Genomic DNA, 15,790 nt, shown 5'->3' with positions numbered 1-15,790 from the left:
GGGGATGCTGGGTGCGTGGGCCGCCTCCGATACCGCGCCGTCGGGGCGGTCCACCCCTTTTGACCTCGTACGGAGCCAGCCGGAGTAATGACGCCGCGAGCGTGGGAAGGAACAGAGTGATCTAGTGGGGCCCGGGGTTGTCCGGTAGAGCGGGGGAACGGAACATGGGGAGAGACCGCAAGGGAGCCTCGATGATCGAGATCTGGCCGGGAGACCCCTATCCGCTCGGAGCGACCTACGACGGCGCCGGCACCAACTTCTCGCTCTACACCGAGGTGGCCGACAAGGTCGAGCTGTGCCTGTTCGACGAGGACCACGTCGAGTCGCGGGTGCAGCTGAGCGAGGTCGACGGGTTCATCTGGCACGGTTACCTGCCGGGCATCGGGCCTGGGCAGCGGTACGGCTACCGCGTCCACGGGCCGTACGACCCGGCGCGCGGCATGCGGTGCAACCCCAACAAGCTGCTGCTCGACCCGTACGCCATGGCCATCGAGGGCGGCGTGAACTGGAACGAGGCGGTCTACGGCTACCGGTTCGGCTCGCCGGACATCAAGAACGACCGCGACTCGGCCCCGTACGTGCCGCGTTCCGTGGTGATCAACCCGTTCTTCGGCTGGGGGCACGACCGGCCGCCCGCGACGCCGTACCACGACACGGTGATCTACGAGGCGCACGTGCGGGGGCTCACGATCAGCCACCCCAAGATCCCCAAGCACCTGCGCGGCACGTACGCCGCACTCGGACACCCCGAGATCCTCGACCACCTCACCAAGCTCGGCGTGACGGCGCTGGAGCTGATGCCGGTCCACCAGTTCGTCACCGACCACATCCTGGAGCAGCGCGGGCTGTCGAACTACTGGGGCTACAACTCGATCGGGTTCTTCGCGCCGCACAACCGCTACTCCAGCCAGGGGCAGCGGGGCGGGCAGGTGCTGGAGTTCAAGGCGATGGTGCGCTCGCTGCACGAGGCGGGCATCGAGGTCATCCTCGACGTCGTCTACAACCACACCGCCGAGGGCAACCACCTGGGGCCCACGCTGGGGTTCCGGGGGATCGACAACCTCAACTACTATCGGCTGGTCGAGAACGACAAGCGGTACTACGTGGACACCACGGGCACCGGCAACAGCCTGCTCATGCGCTCGCCGCACGTCCTCCAGATGATCATGGACTCGCTCCGCTACTGGGTCATCGAGATGCACGTCGACGGGTTCAGGTTCGACCTGGCCTCGACGCTGGCGCGGGAGCTGCACGAGGTGGACCGGCTGAGCGCCTTCTTCGACCTGGTGCAGCAGGACCCGGTGTTGTCGCAGGTCAAGCTCATCGCCGAGCCGTGGGACGTGGGGCCGGGCGGATACCAGGTGGGCAACTTCCCGTCCCGGTGGACGGAGTGGAACGGGCGCTACCGCGACACGATCCGCGACCTGTGGCGCGGGCAGGCGGCCACGCTGCCGGAGTTCGGCTCCCGGTTCACCGGGTCGAGCGACCTGTACAAGGACGACAGCCGCCGCCCCGCCGCCTCCATCAACTTCGTGACCTGCCACGACGGCTTCACCCTGCAGGACCTCGTCTCGTACAACAACAAGCACAACGAGGCGAACAAGGAGGGCAACCGCGACGGCACCGACGACAACCGGTCGTGGAACTGCGGCGAGGAAGGCCCCGCCGGCATCGCCGTCGAGTCGCTGCGCGAGCAGCAGAAACGCAACTTCCTCACCACGCTGTTCCTGTCGCAGGGCGTGCCGATGCTCTCGCACGGCGACGAGCTGGGCCGCACCCAGCGCGGCAACAACAACGGCTACTGCCAGGACAACGAGCTGACCTGGGTCGACTGGTCCGACGTCAGGGAGAACTGGCTGCTGCTCGAGTTCACCCAGAGCCTGGCCGAGCTGCGCAAGAAACATCCGGTGTTCCGGCGCCGCCGGTTCTTCTACGGCAAACCGGTACGCGGGCTGCGCGACATCGCGTGGCTCACGCCGTCGGGGGAGGAGATGGCCGACAGCGACTGGACGGTCGGATACGCCAAGTCCCTGGCCGTCTTCCTGAACGGGGACGCCATCACCGAGCCCGACCGGCGCGGCCGGACCATCAGGGACGACTCCTTCCTGCTGCTGTTCAACGCCCACTACGACACGATCAAGTTCACGATCCCCAAGGACTATGGCGAGATGTGGCATACGGAGATCGACACGGCCATGCCGATCAGGCTGGACGCCCGGATGGTGAAGGCGGGCGACGCGATCGCGGTGCCGGGCCGCAGCGTGCGGGTGCTCCGCCGTGTCTAGCCCGCCGAACCCGGTGGGCCTGTCCAGACCTTCCTCCACCTACCGGGTGCAGCTCACCCCCGACTTCGGCTTCGCCCAGGTGGCCGAGATCGCCGGCTACCTGCGCGACCTCGGCGTGAGCCACGTCTACCTCTCGCCGATCCTCCAGGCCACACCCGAGTCGCAGCACGGGTACGACGTCACCGACCACTCCAGGATCAGGGAGGAGTTCGGCGGCGCCACCGGGTTCAGGGAGATGGCGCAGCAACTCGCCGCCCAGGACCTCGGCATCGTGGTCGACATCGTGCCGAACCACATGAACACGGTGAACGCCCAGTTCTGGTCCGTGCTGAAGGACGGGCCCGCCTCGCCGTACGCGTGCTGGTTCGACATCGACTGGGTGGACGGCAAGGTCGCGCTGCCCGTGCTGGGCGACGACACCCCGCCGGTCGTGGACGGCGACGTGCTGCGGTACCACGAGCACGCCTTCCCGCACCCCGGCCACTACCGGCTCGTCGACTGGCGCGAAGGGCCCGGCTACCGGCGCTTCTTCGACGTGTCGACGCTGATCGGGCTGCGCGTCGAGGACCCGTCCGTGCTGTTCGCCACGCACGAGGTGATCTTCTGGCTGCTCGACGAAGGGCTCGTGGACGGGCTGCGCGTCGACCACCCCGACGGCCTGGCCGACCCGCGCGGCTACCTCGAACGCCTGCGCGCCCGCGCCGGCAGCGCCTGGACCGTCGTCGAGAAGATCCTCATCGGCCCCGAACGGCTGCCCGCCGACTGGGCCTGCGACGGCACCACCGGCTACGAGGTGCTCAACCGTGTCAACGGCCTCTTCGTCGATCCCGCCGGCAAGCAGCCGCTCATCCGGCTGTTCACCGAGCTGACCGGGCAGCCCGCCGAGTACCGCCCGGTGATGGCGCAGGCCAAGCAGGAGGTGCTCGACCTGTTCTTCGGCGCCGAGGTGGACCGCCTGGCCAAGGCCACCTCCTGCGACCCCGCCGCCGTGCGCGAGCTGCTCGCCGCCATGCCGGTCTACCGCGCGTACGTGGTGCCGGACGAGCCCCCGCCGCCCTCGGCGATCGACACCGTCGAGCTGGCCGCCGCCTCCTGCTCACCCGCCGTCCGCCCGCTCGTCCAGGAGGTCCTGTACGGCTCCGCCGAGGCGATCGTCCGCTTCCAGCAGTCGTGCGGGCCCGTCATGGCCAAGGGGGTGGAGGACACGGCGCTGTACCGGTGGTTCCCGCTGGCCTGCCTGAACGAGGTGGGCGGCGAGCCGGACGTGTTCGGCGTGTCGGTGGAGGAGTTTCACGAGTTCTGCGCGGACATGCTCCCCTACACGATGACCACGCTGTCCACCCACGACACCAAGCGCTCCGAGGACGTGCGGGCCCGGCTGTCGGTGCTCTCGGAGATGCCGGGAGAGTGGGCGGCGGCCGTGGCGGAGTGGTCGGCGCAGGTCAGCTTCGACCCGCACCTCGACTACCTGGCCTGGCAGAACCTCATGGCCGCCTGGCCCATCTCCGCCGAACGCTTCACCGACTACCTGCTCAAGGCCGCCCGCGAGGCCAAGACCGCCATCTCCTGGGTGAACCCGGACCCCGGCTACGAACGCCGCCTGCGCGCCTTCGCCGAAGCCGCCGTCCGCCTCCCGATCGGCGGCTTCACCGAGCGGGTCGACCCGTACGCCATGTCCAACTCTCTCGGGGCCAAACTGGTGCAGCTCATGATGCCCGGGGTGCCGGACGTGTACCAAGGTAACGAGACGACGGACTTCTCCCTCGTCGACCCGGACAACCGGCGGCCGGTGACGTACCCGTGCAAGCCCGAGACCTCGTGGGACTCCGCCAAACTCCTGGTCACCACCCAGGCCCTGCGCCTGCGCCGCCGGCTGGGGGGCGCGGCCGCGTACCTGCCGCTGCACGCGGAGGGCGCCCGCGCGGACCACGTGATCGCCTTCGCCCGAGCCACCGCCCCCACGCCGCAGCAAGTACGGGCCGACGGCGAGACCGGCGCGTATGCCGACGCAGAGCAAGCAGCCCAGTCCGCCGACGGGCACCGGGCGCAGGCGGCCGGTGAGCACCGACCGCAAGTTGCCGACCCGCCCCAGCCCCACGCCGTTGGCGAGCATCGGACGCTGGCCGCAGGCGAGCACAGACCCCAGACCACGGGCGAGCACCGGCTGTCGGCCGCAGGCGAGCACGGACCCCAGGCCGCGGGCGAGCACCAAGCCCAGGCTGTTGCCGAGGAGCATGCGCGGGTGCGGGCTGTGGTGGAGGCGGGGGTGCGGCCGCGGGCGGTCGTGGTCGCTACCCGGCTGCCCGTGCGGCTGGCCGCCGAGGGCGGGTGGGGCGCCACGACCTTGACGTTGCCCGCGGGCACCTGGCGGGACCTGCTCACCGGCGCGTTGTTCACCGGGCGCATCCCGCTCGCCCACCTGCTCGGTCAGTATCCGGTCTCACTCCTGGAGAGACATGATCTTTGAGGTCTGGGCACCGAAGGCCACGGCGGTCGAAGTGGACGTCCTGGGCGGGCGCCGGGCGATGTCGCCCGGAGAGGGAGGCTGGTGGACTGCGGAGGTGGAGGGCGCCGGGCACGGCACCCGGTACGCCTTCGTGGTGGACGGCGACGGACCGTACCCCGACCCCCGCACCCGGCGGCAGCCGGAAGGCATCTTCGGGCAGAGCGCGGTGTACGAGCACGCCCGCTTCACCTGGTCCGACCACGACTGGAAGGGCCGCGACCTGCGCGGAGCCGTGATCTACGAGCTGCACATCGGGACGTTCACGCCGGAGGGGACGTTCGCCTCGGCCATCGAGAAGCTGCCGCACCTGGTGGAGCTCTGCGTCGACTTCGTGGAGGTCATGCCGGTCGCACCGGTGCCGGGCGGCCGGAACTGGGGCTACGACGGCGTGGACCTCTACGCGGTGAACGAGACGTACGGGGGACCCGACGGGCTCAAGTCGTTCGTGGACGCCTGCCACCGGGCCGGGATCGGGGTCATCCTGGACGTGGTCTACAACCATCTCGGCCCTTCGGGGAACTTCCTGCGGCCGTTCGGGCCGTACTTCTCCGGCTTCGACGGCAGCTACTGGGGTGAAGCGGTCAATCTGGACGGGCCGGAGTCCGACGAGGTGCGGCGCTACTTCATCGGCAACGCGCTGCAGTGGCTGCGCGACTACCACATCGACGGGCTGCGGCTGGACGCCGTGCACGCGTTGCACGACAAGCGCGCCAAGCACCTGCTGGCCGAGCTGTCGGAGGAGGTGGACGCGCTGGCCTGCTCCGTGGGCCGGCCGCTGTCGCTGATCGCCGAGTCCGACCTGAACGACCCGCGCATGGTGCGCTCGCTCGACGCCGGCGGGCTCGGCATGACCGCCCAGTGGGACGACGACGTGCACCATGCCCTGCACTGCGCCGTCAGCGGCGAGAGCCACGGCTACTACCAGGACTTCGCCCAGCTCTCCGCCCTGGCCAAGGTCCTCACGCAGGGGGTCGTGCACGACGGGACGCATTCCAGCTTCCGGGCCCGGGCGCACGGCAGTTCGTTCGCGGGCGTGCCGGGGCACCGGCTGGTGGCCTGCCTGCAGAACCACGACCAGATCGGCAACCGCCCGGCCGGTGACCGCCTGCCGATCCCGGCGCTCAAGCTGGGCGCGGGACTGCTCCTGACCTCGCCGTTCACCCCCATGCTGTTCATGGGGGAGGAGTGGGGGGCGCGTACGCCGTTCCTGTTCTTCTCCGATCATGTGGAGCCCGAGCTGCGCGACAGCGAGGGGGTGCGGAGGGAGCGGGAGTTCGACGGGTTCGGGTACGTGTGGGAGGCGCCGAACCCTTCGGACGAGGAGTCGTTCCTGAGCTCGAAGCTGGACTGGGGTGAGGTGAAGGAGGAGGCGCACTGGTCGTTGCTGTGCTGGTACCGCGACTTGATCGCGCTGCGCAAGGCGCTGCCGGAGCTGTCGGACCCGCGGCTGGACCGGGTCCGGGTGGAGCTGGATCGGCTGGGGAAGTGGCTGCTGGTGTGGCGCGGGAAGCTGGCGGTGGCGGTCAACTTCTCGCAGGAGTCGGTGACCTTGCCGCTGTCGCCCGGGACGGTGCTGCTGGCCTCGGACGAGCCGGTGACGGCCGATGGCGAGGGGTTGCGGCTGCCCGCGCAGTCCATGGCGATTTGTCGACCTCCTTCTCGGTGAGCTGAGCTCGCTCGCTGCTCATGGCCGGGTGAACGTGGTGCCTCGGCGGGTTGGGGTGGGCCGCTGGTGCGGGCGGCCCGGGGTCAGGCCGCCAGGGCTCGTGCCGGGTCTGGGGCGGCGAAGTCGATCGAGGTCAGGGCGGCGTGCTGGGCGGCTTGGGTGGCGCAGAGCCAGTCGTTCAGCGAGCCGGTGAAGCCTGAGGGCGGGCCGACCTTGAGGCAGGTGACCTGGCCGGTGCCGGGGGCCGGGCCCACCTTCAGGCGGCGGATGCTGCCGGTGCGGCCCAGCTCGCCCGTGTCCGCGTCGTACGGGGTCAGGCGGACGCCGAACGGGAGGCCGCCGTCGGGCTGGTCGGCGGGCTGGATGTGCAGGAAGTCGTCGATCTTGCGGTCGGTGGCCTCAGGGTGCGTGGCGAGGTAGGACAGGTGGTCGGTCAGCAGGCGGTTGGCGACCGTGCGCAGGAGGTTGGTGGCGCACAGGTTGTGGGCGCAGGCGGCGCCGTCCAGGGTGATCTCCGGCAGGGCGAAGCGGCGCAGGCCGCGGGACGTGACGCGCAGGCAGTCGCACGCTCCCAGGTCGGACGGGTCCCAGGGTGGGCAGGTGGCGGCGTCGTGGACCTGGACGTCCCAGGATAGCCAGTCGTCGTCGAGGCGGAAGTGGGTGGGCTCGCCCGCGCATCTGCCGCACGTGAGGATGGTCGAGTCGGTCAGCGGGTCGATCAGGAGGCCGTCGCTCTCCCTGGCCAGCGCCCTGGCCGAGGCGCGGGCCACCTGCACGGCGGTGGGGAGCCTGTGCGGTGGTGCGGTGGTGGACACGATCACGTGTTGTTTCGCACGGCGCAGGCGGCGTCTCTCGTCGTCCGTGAAGGTGGTGGCCGACGGTTTCCACGGGGTGGGGTGGAGGGTCACTTCGAGGGTGCCCTGGGCTGCTGAGGTGATGGCGGCGCGTTTGAAGGGGCCGCCGACGCGCCACGGGACGAAGGACTCGAGGTCGAAGGGGGTTTGCTCCATCGCGACGATGAACTGGGTGGTCGTGGTGCGGGGGAGGGGGATCGTGATCTTCATGGTGGGGCCTCCGGTGGGTGTGGTCGAGGCGGGGCTGGATGAGGGGCCGGACGTCGGTGGGTGGGATTCGGAGGCACCCAGGATCTGGGATGAGGGGCGGTGGGATGGGGCTGGAACGGCGTTCTGTGGATAAGCGGTGCGGGCGGTGGTCGGCCTGTGGAAGATCCTCCGTAGAGGTCAGCGAAGGGTGTGGGCCGCGTTGGTGGCTTCGGTGATGGCCACAGGGATGTCCAGGACCGGGAAGATGACGTGGCGGATGGTCCGGGAGCGGTCGATCACGAGGATGAGGCGCTTGAGCTTCAGGTCCTGACCGGCCCGGAACGTGGGCAGCCGCAGCGCCGCCGCCAGGTGCAGGTCCATGTCGGAGAGCAGCGGAAACGGGATCGACTCCGCGGCGGCGAAGGCGGCCTGCTCGTCCGGGCGTTGCGTGCTGACGCCGTGGACGGCGATCCCGGCGGCGGTGAGGTCGGGATGGCGGTCGCGGAAGAGGCGGTTCTCCAGCGTGCAGCCGACCGCTCCGGGCACCTGGTCCCAGTCCGGCGGCAAGGAGGTGGCCAGGCCGGTCGAGGGGTAGGTGAACAAGATCGTGACAGCGGCGTCGGCGACCGCGTCGAGCTGGGCGGGGCGGGGTGCGCCGGCGGGGAGGACGAGGGGGGCGGGCACCTTCGTGCCGAGGAGAGCGTGCACGCGAGCGACCTCCGTACCCCCGGCCCGGGGAGCGCCCGTCGAGGACCCGTCACCCAGCAACCACCGGTCGGCCCAGTCCTGCATGCTGATGAGCGTCGGCGCCAGCGCCCAGCCCGTCTCCGTCAGCATGTACTCGTGCCGCACCGGCCTCGCCTGATACGGCTCCCGGGCCAGCACCCCGTGATCCACCAGGTGCTTGAGCCGCTCGGTCAGCACTTTCCGTGAGATGCCGAGCTCGCGCAGCAGGTCGTCGAAGCGCCGGTGCCCGCGCGTCACCTCGCGCACGATCAGCAGGCTCCACCAGTCGCCGATGACGGACGCCGCCTGGGCGATCGAGCACTGGACGTCCTGCTCGCGTAGCTCCCTGACCATGACGTGACTTTACCGCGCTGTGAGTCTCTGATAGAAACCCAGTCAGTTCCCAAAGGAGACTTATGGTGGTGGCATGGGCGACCCTGAGACGGTCGTGGCTGGTGACGAGGCGGGCCCACCCGTGGACGTACTTCGTCGGCAACCTCCTGCTCGGCATGTTCACGATGGGCCTGGCCTACCTCGGGTTACGGCTGCTCGGCGGCGGCGAGGTGGGGGTGGAATTTCGTGAAAAATCGGGAACGGGGGATTACCTCGGGTACGTAGCCGTCGGCGCGGCGGCGCTCATGTTCGTCAAGCACTGCGTCCTCTGGGCCGGCAAGGCCATGATCCAGGAACAGCGCGAGGGCACGATGGGCGCGCTGATCGTCGCCCCCGCCCGCCGCCTGCCCTACCTGGCCGGCTTCTCGATGTTCTCCTTCACGGCCGTGGCGCTGGAGGTCGCCGTGCTGCTCGGATGCGCGGGCCTGCTCGGCGTGCGGCTGGCGCCGACCGGCTGGGGCGACGGGCTGCTGGCCGTGGCGGGGCTGGCGCTGGCGGTGTTCGGGATGTCCGTGGTGCTGAGCAACGTGATGATCGTCGCGGGCGAGGCGCACATCACGCAGAACAGCGTCTTCTACGCCATCGCCCTGCTGTCCGGGTTCACCTTCCCGAGACCGTACCTGCCCGAGGCCCTCCAGTGGCTCGGCGAGGTGGTCCCGCTGACGGCGGCCATGGACGTCGTGCGCGGCGTCTTCAACGCCGGCACCGGCGTCGACGCCGCCCGCCTGACCACCACCCTGCTGATGGGCCTGCTCTACACCGCCGCCGGCTTCCTCGCCATGCCGTGGGCCGAGCGCAGGGCCATGGAACGGAGCTACTGATGATCGAAACCCTCGGCCTTCGCAAGCAGTTCGGCGCCAAGACCGCCGTCGACGGCCTGAACCTGGTGATCCCGCAGGGCCGCGTCACGGGCCTGCTGGGCCTGAACGGCGCGGGCAAGACCACCACCATCAAGATCCTGGCCACGCTGCTCAGGCAGACCTCGGGAACGGTGCGGATCGGCGGCCTGGACCCGGTCAAGCAGCCGCACGCCGTACGCAGGCGGATCAACCTCATCGCGGGCGGCGAGCGGATGGTGTACGCCCGGCTGACCGGCCGCGAGAACCTCTGGTACTTCGGCCAGCTCTACGACATCCCGGGCAAGGTGCTCAGGCCCCGCATCGAGGAGCTGCTGGAGCTGGTCGGCCTCACCGAGGCGGCCGGTACCAGGGTCGAGCAGTACTCCCGCGGCATGACCCAGCGCCTGTCGATCGCCCGCGGCCTGATCAACGACCCCGACTACCTGCTGCTCGACGAGCCCACGCTCGGCCTCGACGCCCCCATCGCCCGCGACCTGCGCAAGGTGGTGGCCGAGCTGGCGCGGCACGGCAAGGGCGTGCTGCTGACCAGCCACTACCTGGCCGAGGTGGAGCAGCTCTGCGAGCACGTGTACGTGATCGGCGACGGCCGCCACCTCGCCGAGGGCACGCCCGCCCAGCTCATGGCCCAGACCGGGTGCCACCGCACGGTACGCGTCACGGTGTCCGGCCTGACGCCGGAGGTGGAGGCCGCCGCCCTCGCCTTCGACCCCGCCGTACGCATCATCAGCCAGGACGTCCGGGAAGGCGGCGTCGTCGAGCTGTCCCGCCCCGGCGACGTGGCAGGAGCCCTCACCATGGCGATCGTCGGCGCCGGCGGCACGTTGAGCGGCCTGGAGATCGCCGAGCCGTCGCTGGAGGACGCCATCCTGGCACTGAACGACCGCCGAGCCGTGGCGATGACCGCAGGAGCCGGCCGGCAGGTGGCCAGGTGAGGCACGCGGTGAAGGTCCTCAGGGCCGAGGCGCTCAAGCAGCACCGGCAGATCTTCGGCAGCAGGCTCGTCCTGTTCTCGATGCTGATCTGGCCGCTGCTGCAGCTCGCCGAGGCGTACTACATGCTCCAGCCGATCAGCGGCGCCACGGGCTCGCAGCGGCTGCTCGCCTTCCTGGCCACCGGCACGCTCGGGTTCACGTTCTTCTTCTCGCTGGTGCAGTCGGCCTGGCATTTCTCCATGGAACGGCAGACGGGGACGCTGGAGCTGCTGTTCCTGTCGCCGGCCAACCGGCTGGTGGTGGTGATCGCGAACGGGTTCGGGGCGCTGGTGCAGAACGTCTGGCTGTTCGTGAGCTTCTCGGTGGCCATGTTCGCCTGGCTCGACGTGGTGGACGTGGCCCACCCCGGCATGTACGCGGTCGTCTTCCTGGCCCTGCTGGTGCCCGCCGTGGCGTGGGGCGCCTTCCTGAACAGCCTGCTGATCTTCTCCAGGGACTCGGCGTTCGTCTACACGTTGCTGGACGACCCGATGTGGTTCGTGAGCGGGGTGCGGCTGCCGACGCACGCGCTGCCGGAGATCGTCCGGGCGGCCGGCTCCGTGCTGCCGCTGACCGGGAGCCTGGCGATCGTGCGGGGCGCGCTGCTCGACGGGCAGGGCGTGGGCGAGCTGGCGGGGGAGCTGGCGGCGCTGGCCGGGCTGTCGGCGGTGCTGCTGCTGGCCGCCGTGGTGGCGCTGCGGGCGGGGGAGGCGCGGGCGCGGCGTACGGGGCAACTGATCCTGTTCTGACCTGGTTTCACCCGCGCGTGATCACAGCCGGGGCGGTGCCGGAGATCGGGCGGCTGAGGATCTGCCGGAGGACCCGCTCCAGGGTGCCCGCCGGATCCGCGACCGCCTCCGGCGACCGCCAGGCCACGTACCCGTCCGGCCGCACCAGCACGGCGCCGCCCCCGCGAACGCCGTACCGCTGCTCGAAACAGCCCTCCACGTCCAGCAGCTCGTCATCCACCGGCAGCCGCGTCAGCCGCACCCCGAGCCGCTCCTTGACCAGCCGCCCCGCCTCCATCCACGCCTGCCGCCCCCGCTTGGCGGCCATGAGCACGAAGCCGGGCCCGAACAGGTCGATGGTGGAGATGCGCTGCCCGTCCCAGTCGAGCACGACGTGCGGGGCCCGGCTTCCCGGCCGCCCGCCGGCCTGGCGCGGGTCCTCCAGGATCGAGCCGTCGTCGCCGGGCTCGTCGAGGATGGCCGTGGAGTGGTAGCGGTGCCCGAGCAGGGCGTGCAGGGGATCCGTCTGCCGTTCGGGGTAGCCGATGCGGGCCGCGGGCGGCATGCGCGCGCCGAGCTCGGCGAGCTGCGCGTCGGCGGTCAGCGTCCCGATCGGGCGGCGTTCGGCGTCGTAGGTGTCCAGGAACGCGGGCCCGGCCTGCCCCGTGATCACCAGCCACAGCCGCCAGGCCAGGTCGGCCCCGTCCTGGAGCGCGGTGCTGCCGCCCTGGCCCCCGGTGGGCGGCATGGTGTGGGCGGCGTCGCCGGCCAGGAACACCCGGCCCGCCCGGTAGGTGCCGGCCAGCTCGTGCGCGATGCCGAACGTGGCCCGGTCGAGGATCCGCACGTCCAGGCCGGGCCGGCCGGTCGCCAGGCGTACCAGCTCGGCGCAGCGCTCCACTGGGAAGGGGCCCTCGTCCTCCGCCTGGTGCACGCCGAGCACGTGCGCCCCGGCTCCCGCGCCGGTCACCAGCACGCCGGTGAAGGTTTCGTTGCGCAGGTACCACAGCGTGACCTCGCGCTCGCGGACCAGGTCGGACAGGTCGGCGTCGAACATGATCGAGCACATCCGGCTCAGCGTGCCGTGGCCGGAGGTGGGCACGCCCAGGGCGCGGCGCACCGGGCTGTGGTGCCCGTCGGCGGCCACCACGTAGTCGGCCCGTACGAGGCTGTCGCCGTCCTTGCCGCGGATCAGCGCCGTCACGCCGTCGCCGTCCTGCTCCAGCGAGACCAGCTCGGTGGAGAAGCGCAGGTCGGCGCCGAGCTCCTCGGCCTTGACCCGCAGCACGCGCTCGACGTCGGCCTGCGGCACGCCCACCGGCGCGGCGGGCGTGAGATCGGCCAGGTAGGCGTGCTCGCCGTCGGTGATCAGGTGCGGCTCGGGGTCGGCCAGGTCGCGGGCGATCGCGATGCGCATGCCGTCGCCGATCCCCGCCCAGAGGCCGGTGAGCTCCTCCTCGATCCCGGGCACGGGGCGCAGCAGCTCGACCGCCCGCGGCCCGACCCCGAACGCCTTGGGCTGCACGGAGGTGCCCGGACGCCGCTCGACCAGCGTCACGGGCACCTCGCGCCAGGCCAGCAGCGTCGCGGCGCTCAGCCCCGCGTACCCGCCGCCGACCACCAGAACGGGTACTCGCTCCATGGACTCCACCTCCGGGCACGCGTACTATCGCGTCTGTGTCGAAGCAACACGATATGACGCGTCCGCCGAAGGGTCAAGATATATCGCGAAAAGTCAGGAGAGGTGGTGCTCCAAGGACTCGAGCTTCGAGGTCATGCCGTCCGTGACCCCCTCGCGCACGTCGGCCTTGAGCACGAGGCTCACCCGGGGGGCGACCTCGGCCACGGCGTCCACGGCGCGCTTGACGACGTCCATGACCTCGTCCCACTCGCCCTCGATCGTGGTGAACATGGCGTCGGTGCGGTTGGGCAGCCCGCTGTCGCGTACGACCTTGACGGCGCGGGCGACGGGCTCGGCGACCCCTTCGCCGACGCCCAGCGGGGTGATGGAGAAAGCGACGATCATCAAGGCTCCTCAGGAAGGGCAGCGAAAAGCCACGACGCCCGCAGAACGCCGTGGCCGCCGCCGTACGTCACGCGTGGTCGTGCTCTTCGTCCTCTTCCTCGCTCGGCCCCTCCGAGGGCTCCACGCCGAGCACGGCCTCGCGGGGCTCGATCTCGCTGATGTGGTCGACGAGCTGCAACACGTGGTCGGGCTCGATCAGCCACTGCAGCGCCGAGGCGCCGGAGTCGTCGGAGGCGACCAGCTCGGCCTGCTCGGTGCGCTCCTCTTCGGTGAGATCGGCGTCGGGATGCCTGATCTCGGCCAGCGCCGCGGCCTGCAGCGCGTCCATGTCGAGCACCTCCACGGTCAGCTCGACCGTCAGGCGCAGGAACTTCGGTTCATCACTCATGGCGACGATGCTAGGGCAGCTTCCACTCCACAGGTGCCGCGCCTTGCTTGGCGAGCAGCTCATTCGCCCGGCTGAACGGCCGCGAGCCGAAGAAACCGCTGCGTGCCGAGAGCGGGGAGGGGTGCGCGGACTCGATGCGCGGCACCTGGCCGAGCATGGGCGCCAGGTTGCGGGCGTCGCGGCCCCACAGGATCGCCACCATCGGCTTCTCGCGCGCCACGAGAGCGCGGATGGCCTGCTCGGTGACCTGCTCCCAGCCCTTGCCCCGGTGCGAGGCTGGCTTGCCGGGCATCACGGTGAGCACCCTGTTGAGCAGCAGGACACCCTGCTCGGCCCACGGCGTCAGGTCGCCGTTGGCGGGCCGGGGGAGACCCAGGTCGGTCTCCATCTCCTTGTAGATGTTGAGCAGGCTGCCGGGCAGCGGCCGCACGTCGGGCGCCACCGAGAACGACAGCCCGACGGGGTGGCCGGGCGTGGGGTACGGGTCCTGGCCCACGATCAGCACCTTGACCTCGTCGAAGGGCTGGTTGAAGGCGCGCAGGACGTTGGCCCCGGCGGGCAGGTACTGCCTGCCTTCGGCGATTTCCTTGCGCAGGAACTCTCCCATCACGGAGATCTGCTCGGACACGGGCTCCAGCGCGCGTGCCCATCCTGCTTCGACGACTTCGTTCAACGGACGACCGGCCATGGCCGTTGAGCTTAGCCAGGTCTGGTACGGCTTGCCGCCCGAACCCGGGGACAAGCCGTACCAGAATGATCACAACGACGGCTTGCCCGGCTTGAAGAGCCACGCGTCGAACAGGGCCCCGAGGTCCTTGCCCGACACGCGCTCGGAGAGGGCGATGAAGGCGGCGGTGTCGGCGTTGCCGTACCTGTACCGGCCCGCCCAGGCGCGCAGGATGGCGAAGAACGTGTCGTCGCCGACCGTGGTGCGCAACACGTGCAGGGTCATCGCGCCGCGGTCGTAGACGGGGGCGTGGAACAGGTTCTCGGGGCCGCCGGGGTCGGCGGTCGGGGTCTGCCAGAACTCGTGCTCGGCCGGCCGCGCGTACGCCTCGTCGAAGGCGGCCTGCACGGTCTGTGTGCCGCGCTCGTCCGCCCACAGCCACTCGGAGTAGGTGGCGAAGCCCTCGTTCAGCCAGATGTCGCGCCAGAGCGTGGGCGTCACCGAGTTGCCGAACCACTGGTGCGCCAGCTCGTGCGCGAGCAGCGACTCGCCGGGCACGCGCGGGTAGATGGGGCGGGTCTGCGTCTCCAGCGCGTAGCCGACGTCGGGCGCGTGGTCCACGATCCCGCCCGTCGAGGAGTACGGGTAGCGGCCGAAGAGCCGGCTGAAGTAGTCGAGCGCCGGCGGGTGCCGCTCGGCGAAGCCCGTGGCGTCACCGGCCGCCTGCGGGTCCACCGCGGTGGTCACCCGGTAGCCGCCGATCCGCCGGTCGGTGAGCTCGAACGTGCCGATCGACACCGTGGCCAGATAGCTGGCCATCGGCTCGCGGGAGTTCCACACGTACGTCGTCCGCCCGCCCTTCGCGGCCTGGCGCACCAGGTCCCCGTTCGCGACCGCCACGCTGGAGCTGGGCACGGTCACCGTGAACCGGTACGTCGCCTTGTCCGTCATGTGGTGGTTGCCGGGGTACCAGGTCATCGCGCCCTGGGGCTCGTTGGCGTTGAACACGCCGTCCTCGGTCTTGATCCACCCGTCCTTGGAGCCGTCGGGGTCGATGACGTGTGCGGGGCTGCCGTCGTACCTCACCACGACCGAGAAGCCGCGCCGGTCGCGCAGCGTCCTGGACGGCGTGACCACCAGCTCGGAGCCGCTCTGAGCGTACGCGGCGGGCCTGCCGTCCACGGTCACGGACCGTACGGACAGGGTGTCGACGAGGTCGAGGTTGAAGCGGCTCAGCGCCTGCGTGGCGCGCGCCGAGATGGCGGCGCGGCCGGACAGGCGTCCCGAGGACGGGTCGTAGTCGAGCGTGAGGTCGTAGTGGAGGGCGTCGTAGCCGCCGTTGCCCTGGCCGGGGAAGTACGGGTCCCCCGCGCCCGGTGCGCCCGGCGTGCCTGACGGGGAGGCTGCGGCGGGGGTGAGCGGAAGCGTGAGGAAGGCTGCTGCGGTAAGAGCGAGAAGACGCTTCATGAAGAAGCATCGAAAACACCCGTATGGGCGTTACGGCGGGCGCCTGCGGATCGACGCAGGCGCC

General features: G+C 70.7%; 13 protein-coding genes. 6 read left to right on the top strand and 7 right to left on the bottom strand.

All coding sequences use genetic code 11. The features are described 5' to 3' along the window. Positions 1-191 precede the first annotated feature (191 nt). Genes glgX through treZ form a run of 3 tightly spaced genes read left to right on the top strand, consistent with a single transcriptional unit; the run spans position 192 to position 6,457 of the window. On the top strand, positions 192-2,285 hold the full coding sequence (gene glgX, locus HD593_RS48605) for a glycogen debranching protein GlgX (protein WP_185109654.1): 2,094 nt from the start codon (positions 192-194) through the stop codon (positions 2,283-2,285). After that, positions 2,278-4,752 carry a malto-oligosyltrehalose synthase gene (gene treY, locus HD593_RS48600; RefSeq protein ID WP_312904286.1) on the top strand — a complete coding sequence of 825 codons (2,475 nt, stop codon included), beginning with the start codon at positions 2,278-2,280 and terminating at the stop codon, positions 4,750-4,752. Before glgX ends, treY begins: the two co-directional genes overlap by 8 nt. Then, the gene (gene treZ, locus HD593_RS48595) at positions 4,742-6,457 is read left to right on the top strand and encodes a malto-oligosyltrehalose trehalohydrolase (RefSeq protein WP_185109653.1); all 1,716 of its coding nucleotides are present in this window, start codon (positions 4,742-4,744) and stop codon (positions 6,455-6,457) included. The genes treY and treZ overlap by 11 nt, the downstream gene beginning before the upstream one ends. A gap of 83 nt (positions 6,458-6,540) precedes the next feature. On the opposite strand, the gene HD593_RS48590 is transcribed toward treZ, so the two are convergent. Both HD593_RS48590 and HD593_RS48585 read right to left on the bottom strand, forming a co-directional pair. Beyond that, on the bottom strand, positions 6,541-7,521 hold the full coding sequence (locus HD593_RS48590) for a hypothetical protein (RefSeq protein ID WP_185109652.1): 981 nt from the start codon (positions 7,519-7,521) through the stop codon (positions 6,541-6,543). Positions 7,522-7,698: 177 nt separating this feature from the next. Continuing rightward, positions 7,699-8,580, bottom strand: coding sequence for a winged helix-turn-helix transcriptional regulator (locus tag HD593_RS48585; RefSeq protein ID WP_185109651.1), 882 nt, complete (start codon positions 8,578-8,580; stop codon positions 7,699-7,701). A gap of 68 nt (positions 8,581-8,648) precedes the next feature. Between HD593_RS48585 and HD593_RS48580 the strand changes: the two genes are divergently transcribed. From HD593_RS48580 to HD593_RS48570, 3 genes are read left to right on the top strand one after another with little or no spacing between them, the layout of a single operon-like run. Continuing rightward, positions 8,649-9,440, top strand: a complete 792-nt coding sequence (locus HD593_RS48580) for an ABC transporter permease (RefSeq protein ID WP_185109650.1) — start codon at positions 8,649-8,651, stop codon at positions 9,438-9,440. Continuing rightward, positions 9,440-10,411 carry an ABC transporter ATP-binding protein gene (locus HD593_RS48575; protein WP_185109649.1) on the top strand — a complete coding sequence of 324 codons (972 nt, stop codon included), beginning with the start codon at positions 9,440-9,442 and terminating at the stop codon, positions 10,409-10,411. Before HD593_RS48580 ends, HD593_RS48575 begins: the two co-directional genes overlap by 1 nt. After that, entirely contained in the window at positions 10,408-11,199 is a 792-nt protein-coding gene (locus HD593_RS48570; protein WP_185109648.1) for an ABC transporter permease, read from the top strand. Before HD593_RS48575 ends, HD593_RS48570 begins: the two co-directional genes overlap by 4 nt. 7 nt (positions 11,200-11,206) lie before the next feature. On the opposite strand, the gene HD593_RS48565 is transcribed toward HD593_RS48570, so the two are convergent. From HD593_RS48565 to HD593_RS48545, 5 genes are all read right to left on the bottom strand, one after another. Continuing rightward, entirely contained in the window at positions 11,207-12,820 is a 1,614-nt protein-coding gene (locus HD593_RS48565; protein WP_185109647.1) for an FAD-dependent monooxygenase, read from the bottom strand. Positions 12,821-12,913: 93 nt separating this feature from the next. Continuing rightward, on the bottom strand, positions 12,914-13,204 hold the full coding sequence (locus HD593_RS48560; protein WP_185109646.1) for an MTH1187 family thiamine-binding protein: 291 nt from the start codon (positions 13,202-13,204) through the stop codon (positions 12,914-12,916). A 67-nt stretch (positions 13,205-13,271) separates the two neighbouring features. Further along, complete coding sequence (locus HD593_RS48555) at positions 13,272-13,592, bottom strand: hypothetical protein (protein ID WP_185109645.1); 321 nt, start codon at positions 13,590-13,592, stop codon at positions 13,272-13,274. A gap of 10 nt (positions 13,593-13,602) precedes the next feature. Beyond that, entirely contained in the window at positions 13,603-14,280 is a 678-nt protein-coding gene (locus HD593_RS48550; RefSeq protein WP_185109644.1) for a uracil-DNA glycosylase, read from the bottom strand. 69 nt (positions 14,281-14,349) lie between these two features. Next, positions 14,350-15,726 (bottom strand): M1 family metallopeptidase, encoded by a 1,377-nt coding sequence (locus HD593_RS48545; protein WP_185109643.1) that lies wholly within the window; start codon positions 15,724-15,726, stop codon positions 14,350-14,352. Between the last annotated feature and the right edge of the window lie 64 nt (positions 15,727-15,790).

The sequence above is a fragment of the Nonomuraea rubra genome (assembly GCF_014207985.1).
Classification (GTDB): domain Bacteria; phylum Actinomycetota; class Actinomycetes; order Streptosporangiales; family Streptosporangiaceae; genus Nonomuraea; species Nonomuraea rubra.
Note: the sequence above shows the minus strand (reverse complement) of the source record. Positions and strands in the feature narration are given on the sequence as shown.

What these genes read in the sequence shown, in the direction of transcription:
- treZ (WP_185109653.1), top strand. Translation starts at nt 4,742, where the DNA reads ATGATCTTTGAGGTCTGGGCACCGAAGGCCACGGCGGTCGAAGTGGAC.
- HD593_RS48545 (WP_185109643.1), bottom strand. Translation starts at nt 15,726, where the DNA reads ATGAAGCGTCTTCTCGCTCTTACCGCAGCAGCCTTCCTCACGCTTCCG.
- HD593_RS48555 (WP_185109645.1), bottom strand. Translation starts at nt 13,592, where the DNA reads ATGAGTGATGAACCGAAGTTCCTGCGCCTGACGGTCGAGCTGACCGTG.
- HD593_RS48590 (WP_185109652.1), bottom strand. Translation starts at nt 7,521, where the DNA reads ATGAAGATCACGATCCCCCTCCCCCGCACCACGACCACCCAGTTCATC.
- HD593_RS48575 (WP_185109649.1), top strand. Translation starts at nt 9,440, where the DNA reads ATGATCGAAACCCTCGGCCTTCGCAAGCAGTTCGGCGCCAAGACCGCC.
- HD593_RS48565 (WP_185109647.1), bottom strand. Translation starts at nt 12,820, where the DNA reads ATGGAGCGAGTACCCGTTCTGGTGGTCGGCGGCGGGTACGCGGGGCTG.
- glgX (WP_185109654.1), top strand. Translation starts at nt 192, where the DNA reads ATGATCGAGATCTGGCCGGGAGACCCCTATCCGCTCGGAGCGACCTAC.
- HD593_RS48550 (WP_185109644.1), bottom strand. Translation starts at nt 14,280, where the DNA reads ATGGCCGGTCGTCCGTTGAACGAAGTCGTCGAAGCAGGATGGGCACGC.
- HD593_RS48560 (WP_185109646.1), bottom strand. Translation starts at nt 13,204, where the DNA reads ATGATCGTCGCTTTCTCCATCACCCCGCTGGGCGTCGGCGAAGGGGTC.
- HD593_RS48585 (WP_185109651.1), bottom strand. Translation starts at nt 8,580, where the DNA reads ATGGTCAGGGAGCTACGCGAGCAGGACGTCCAGTGCTCGATCGCCCAG.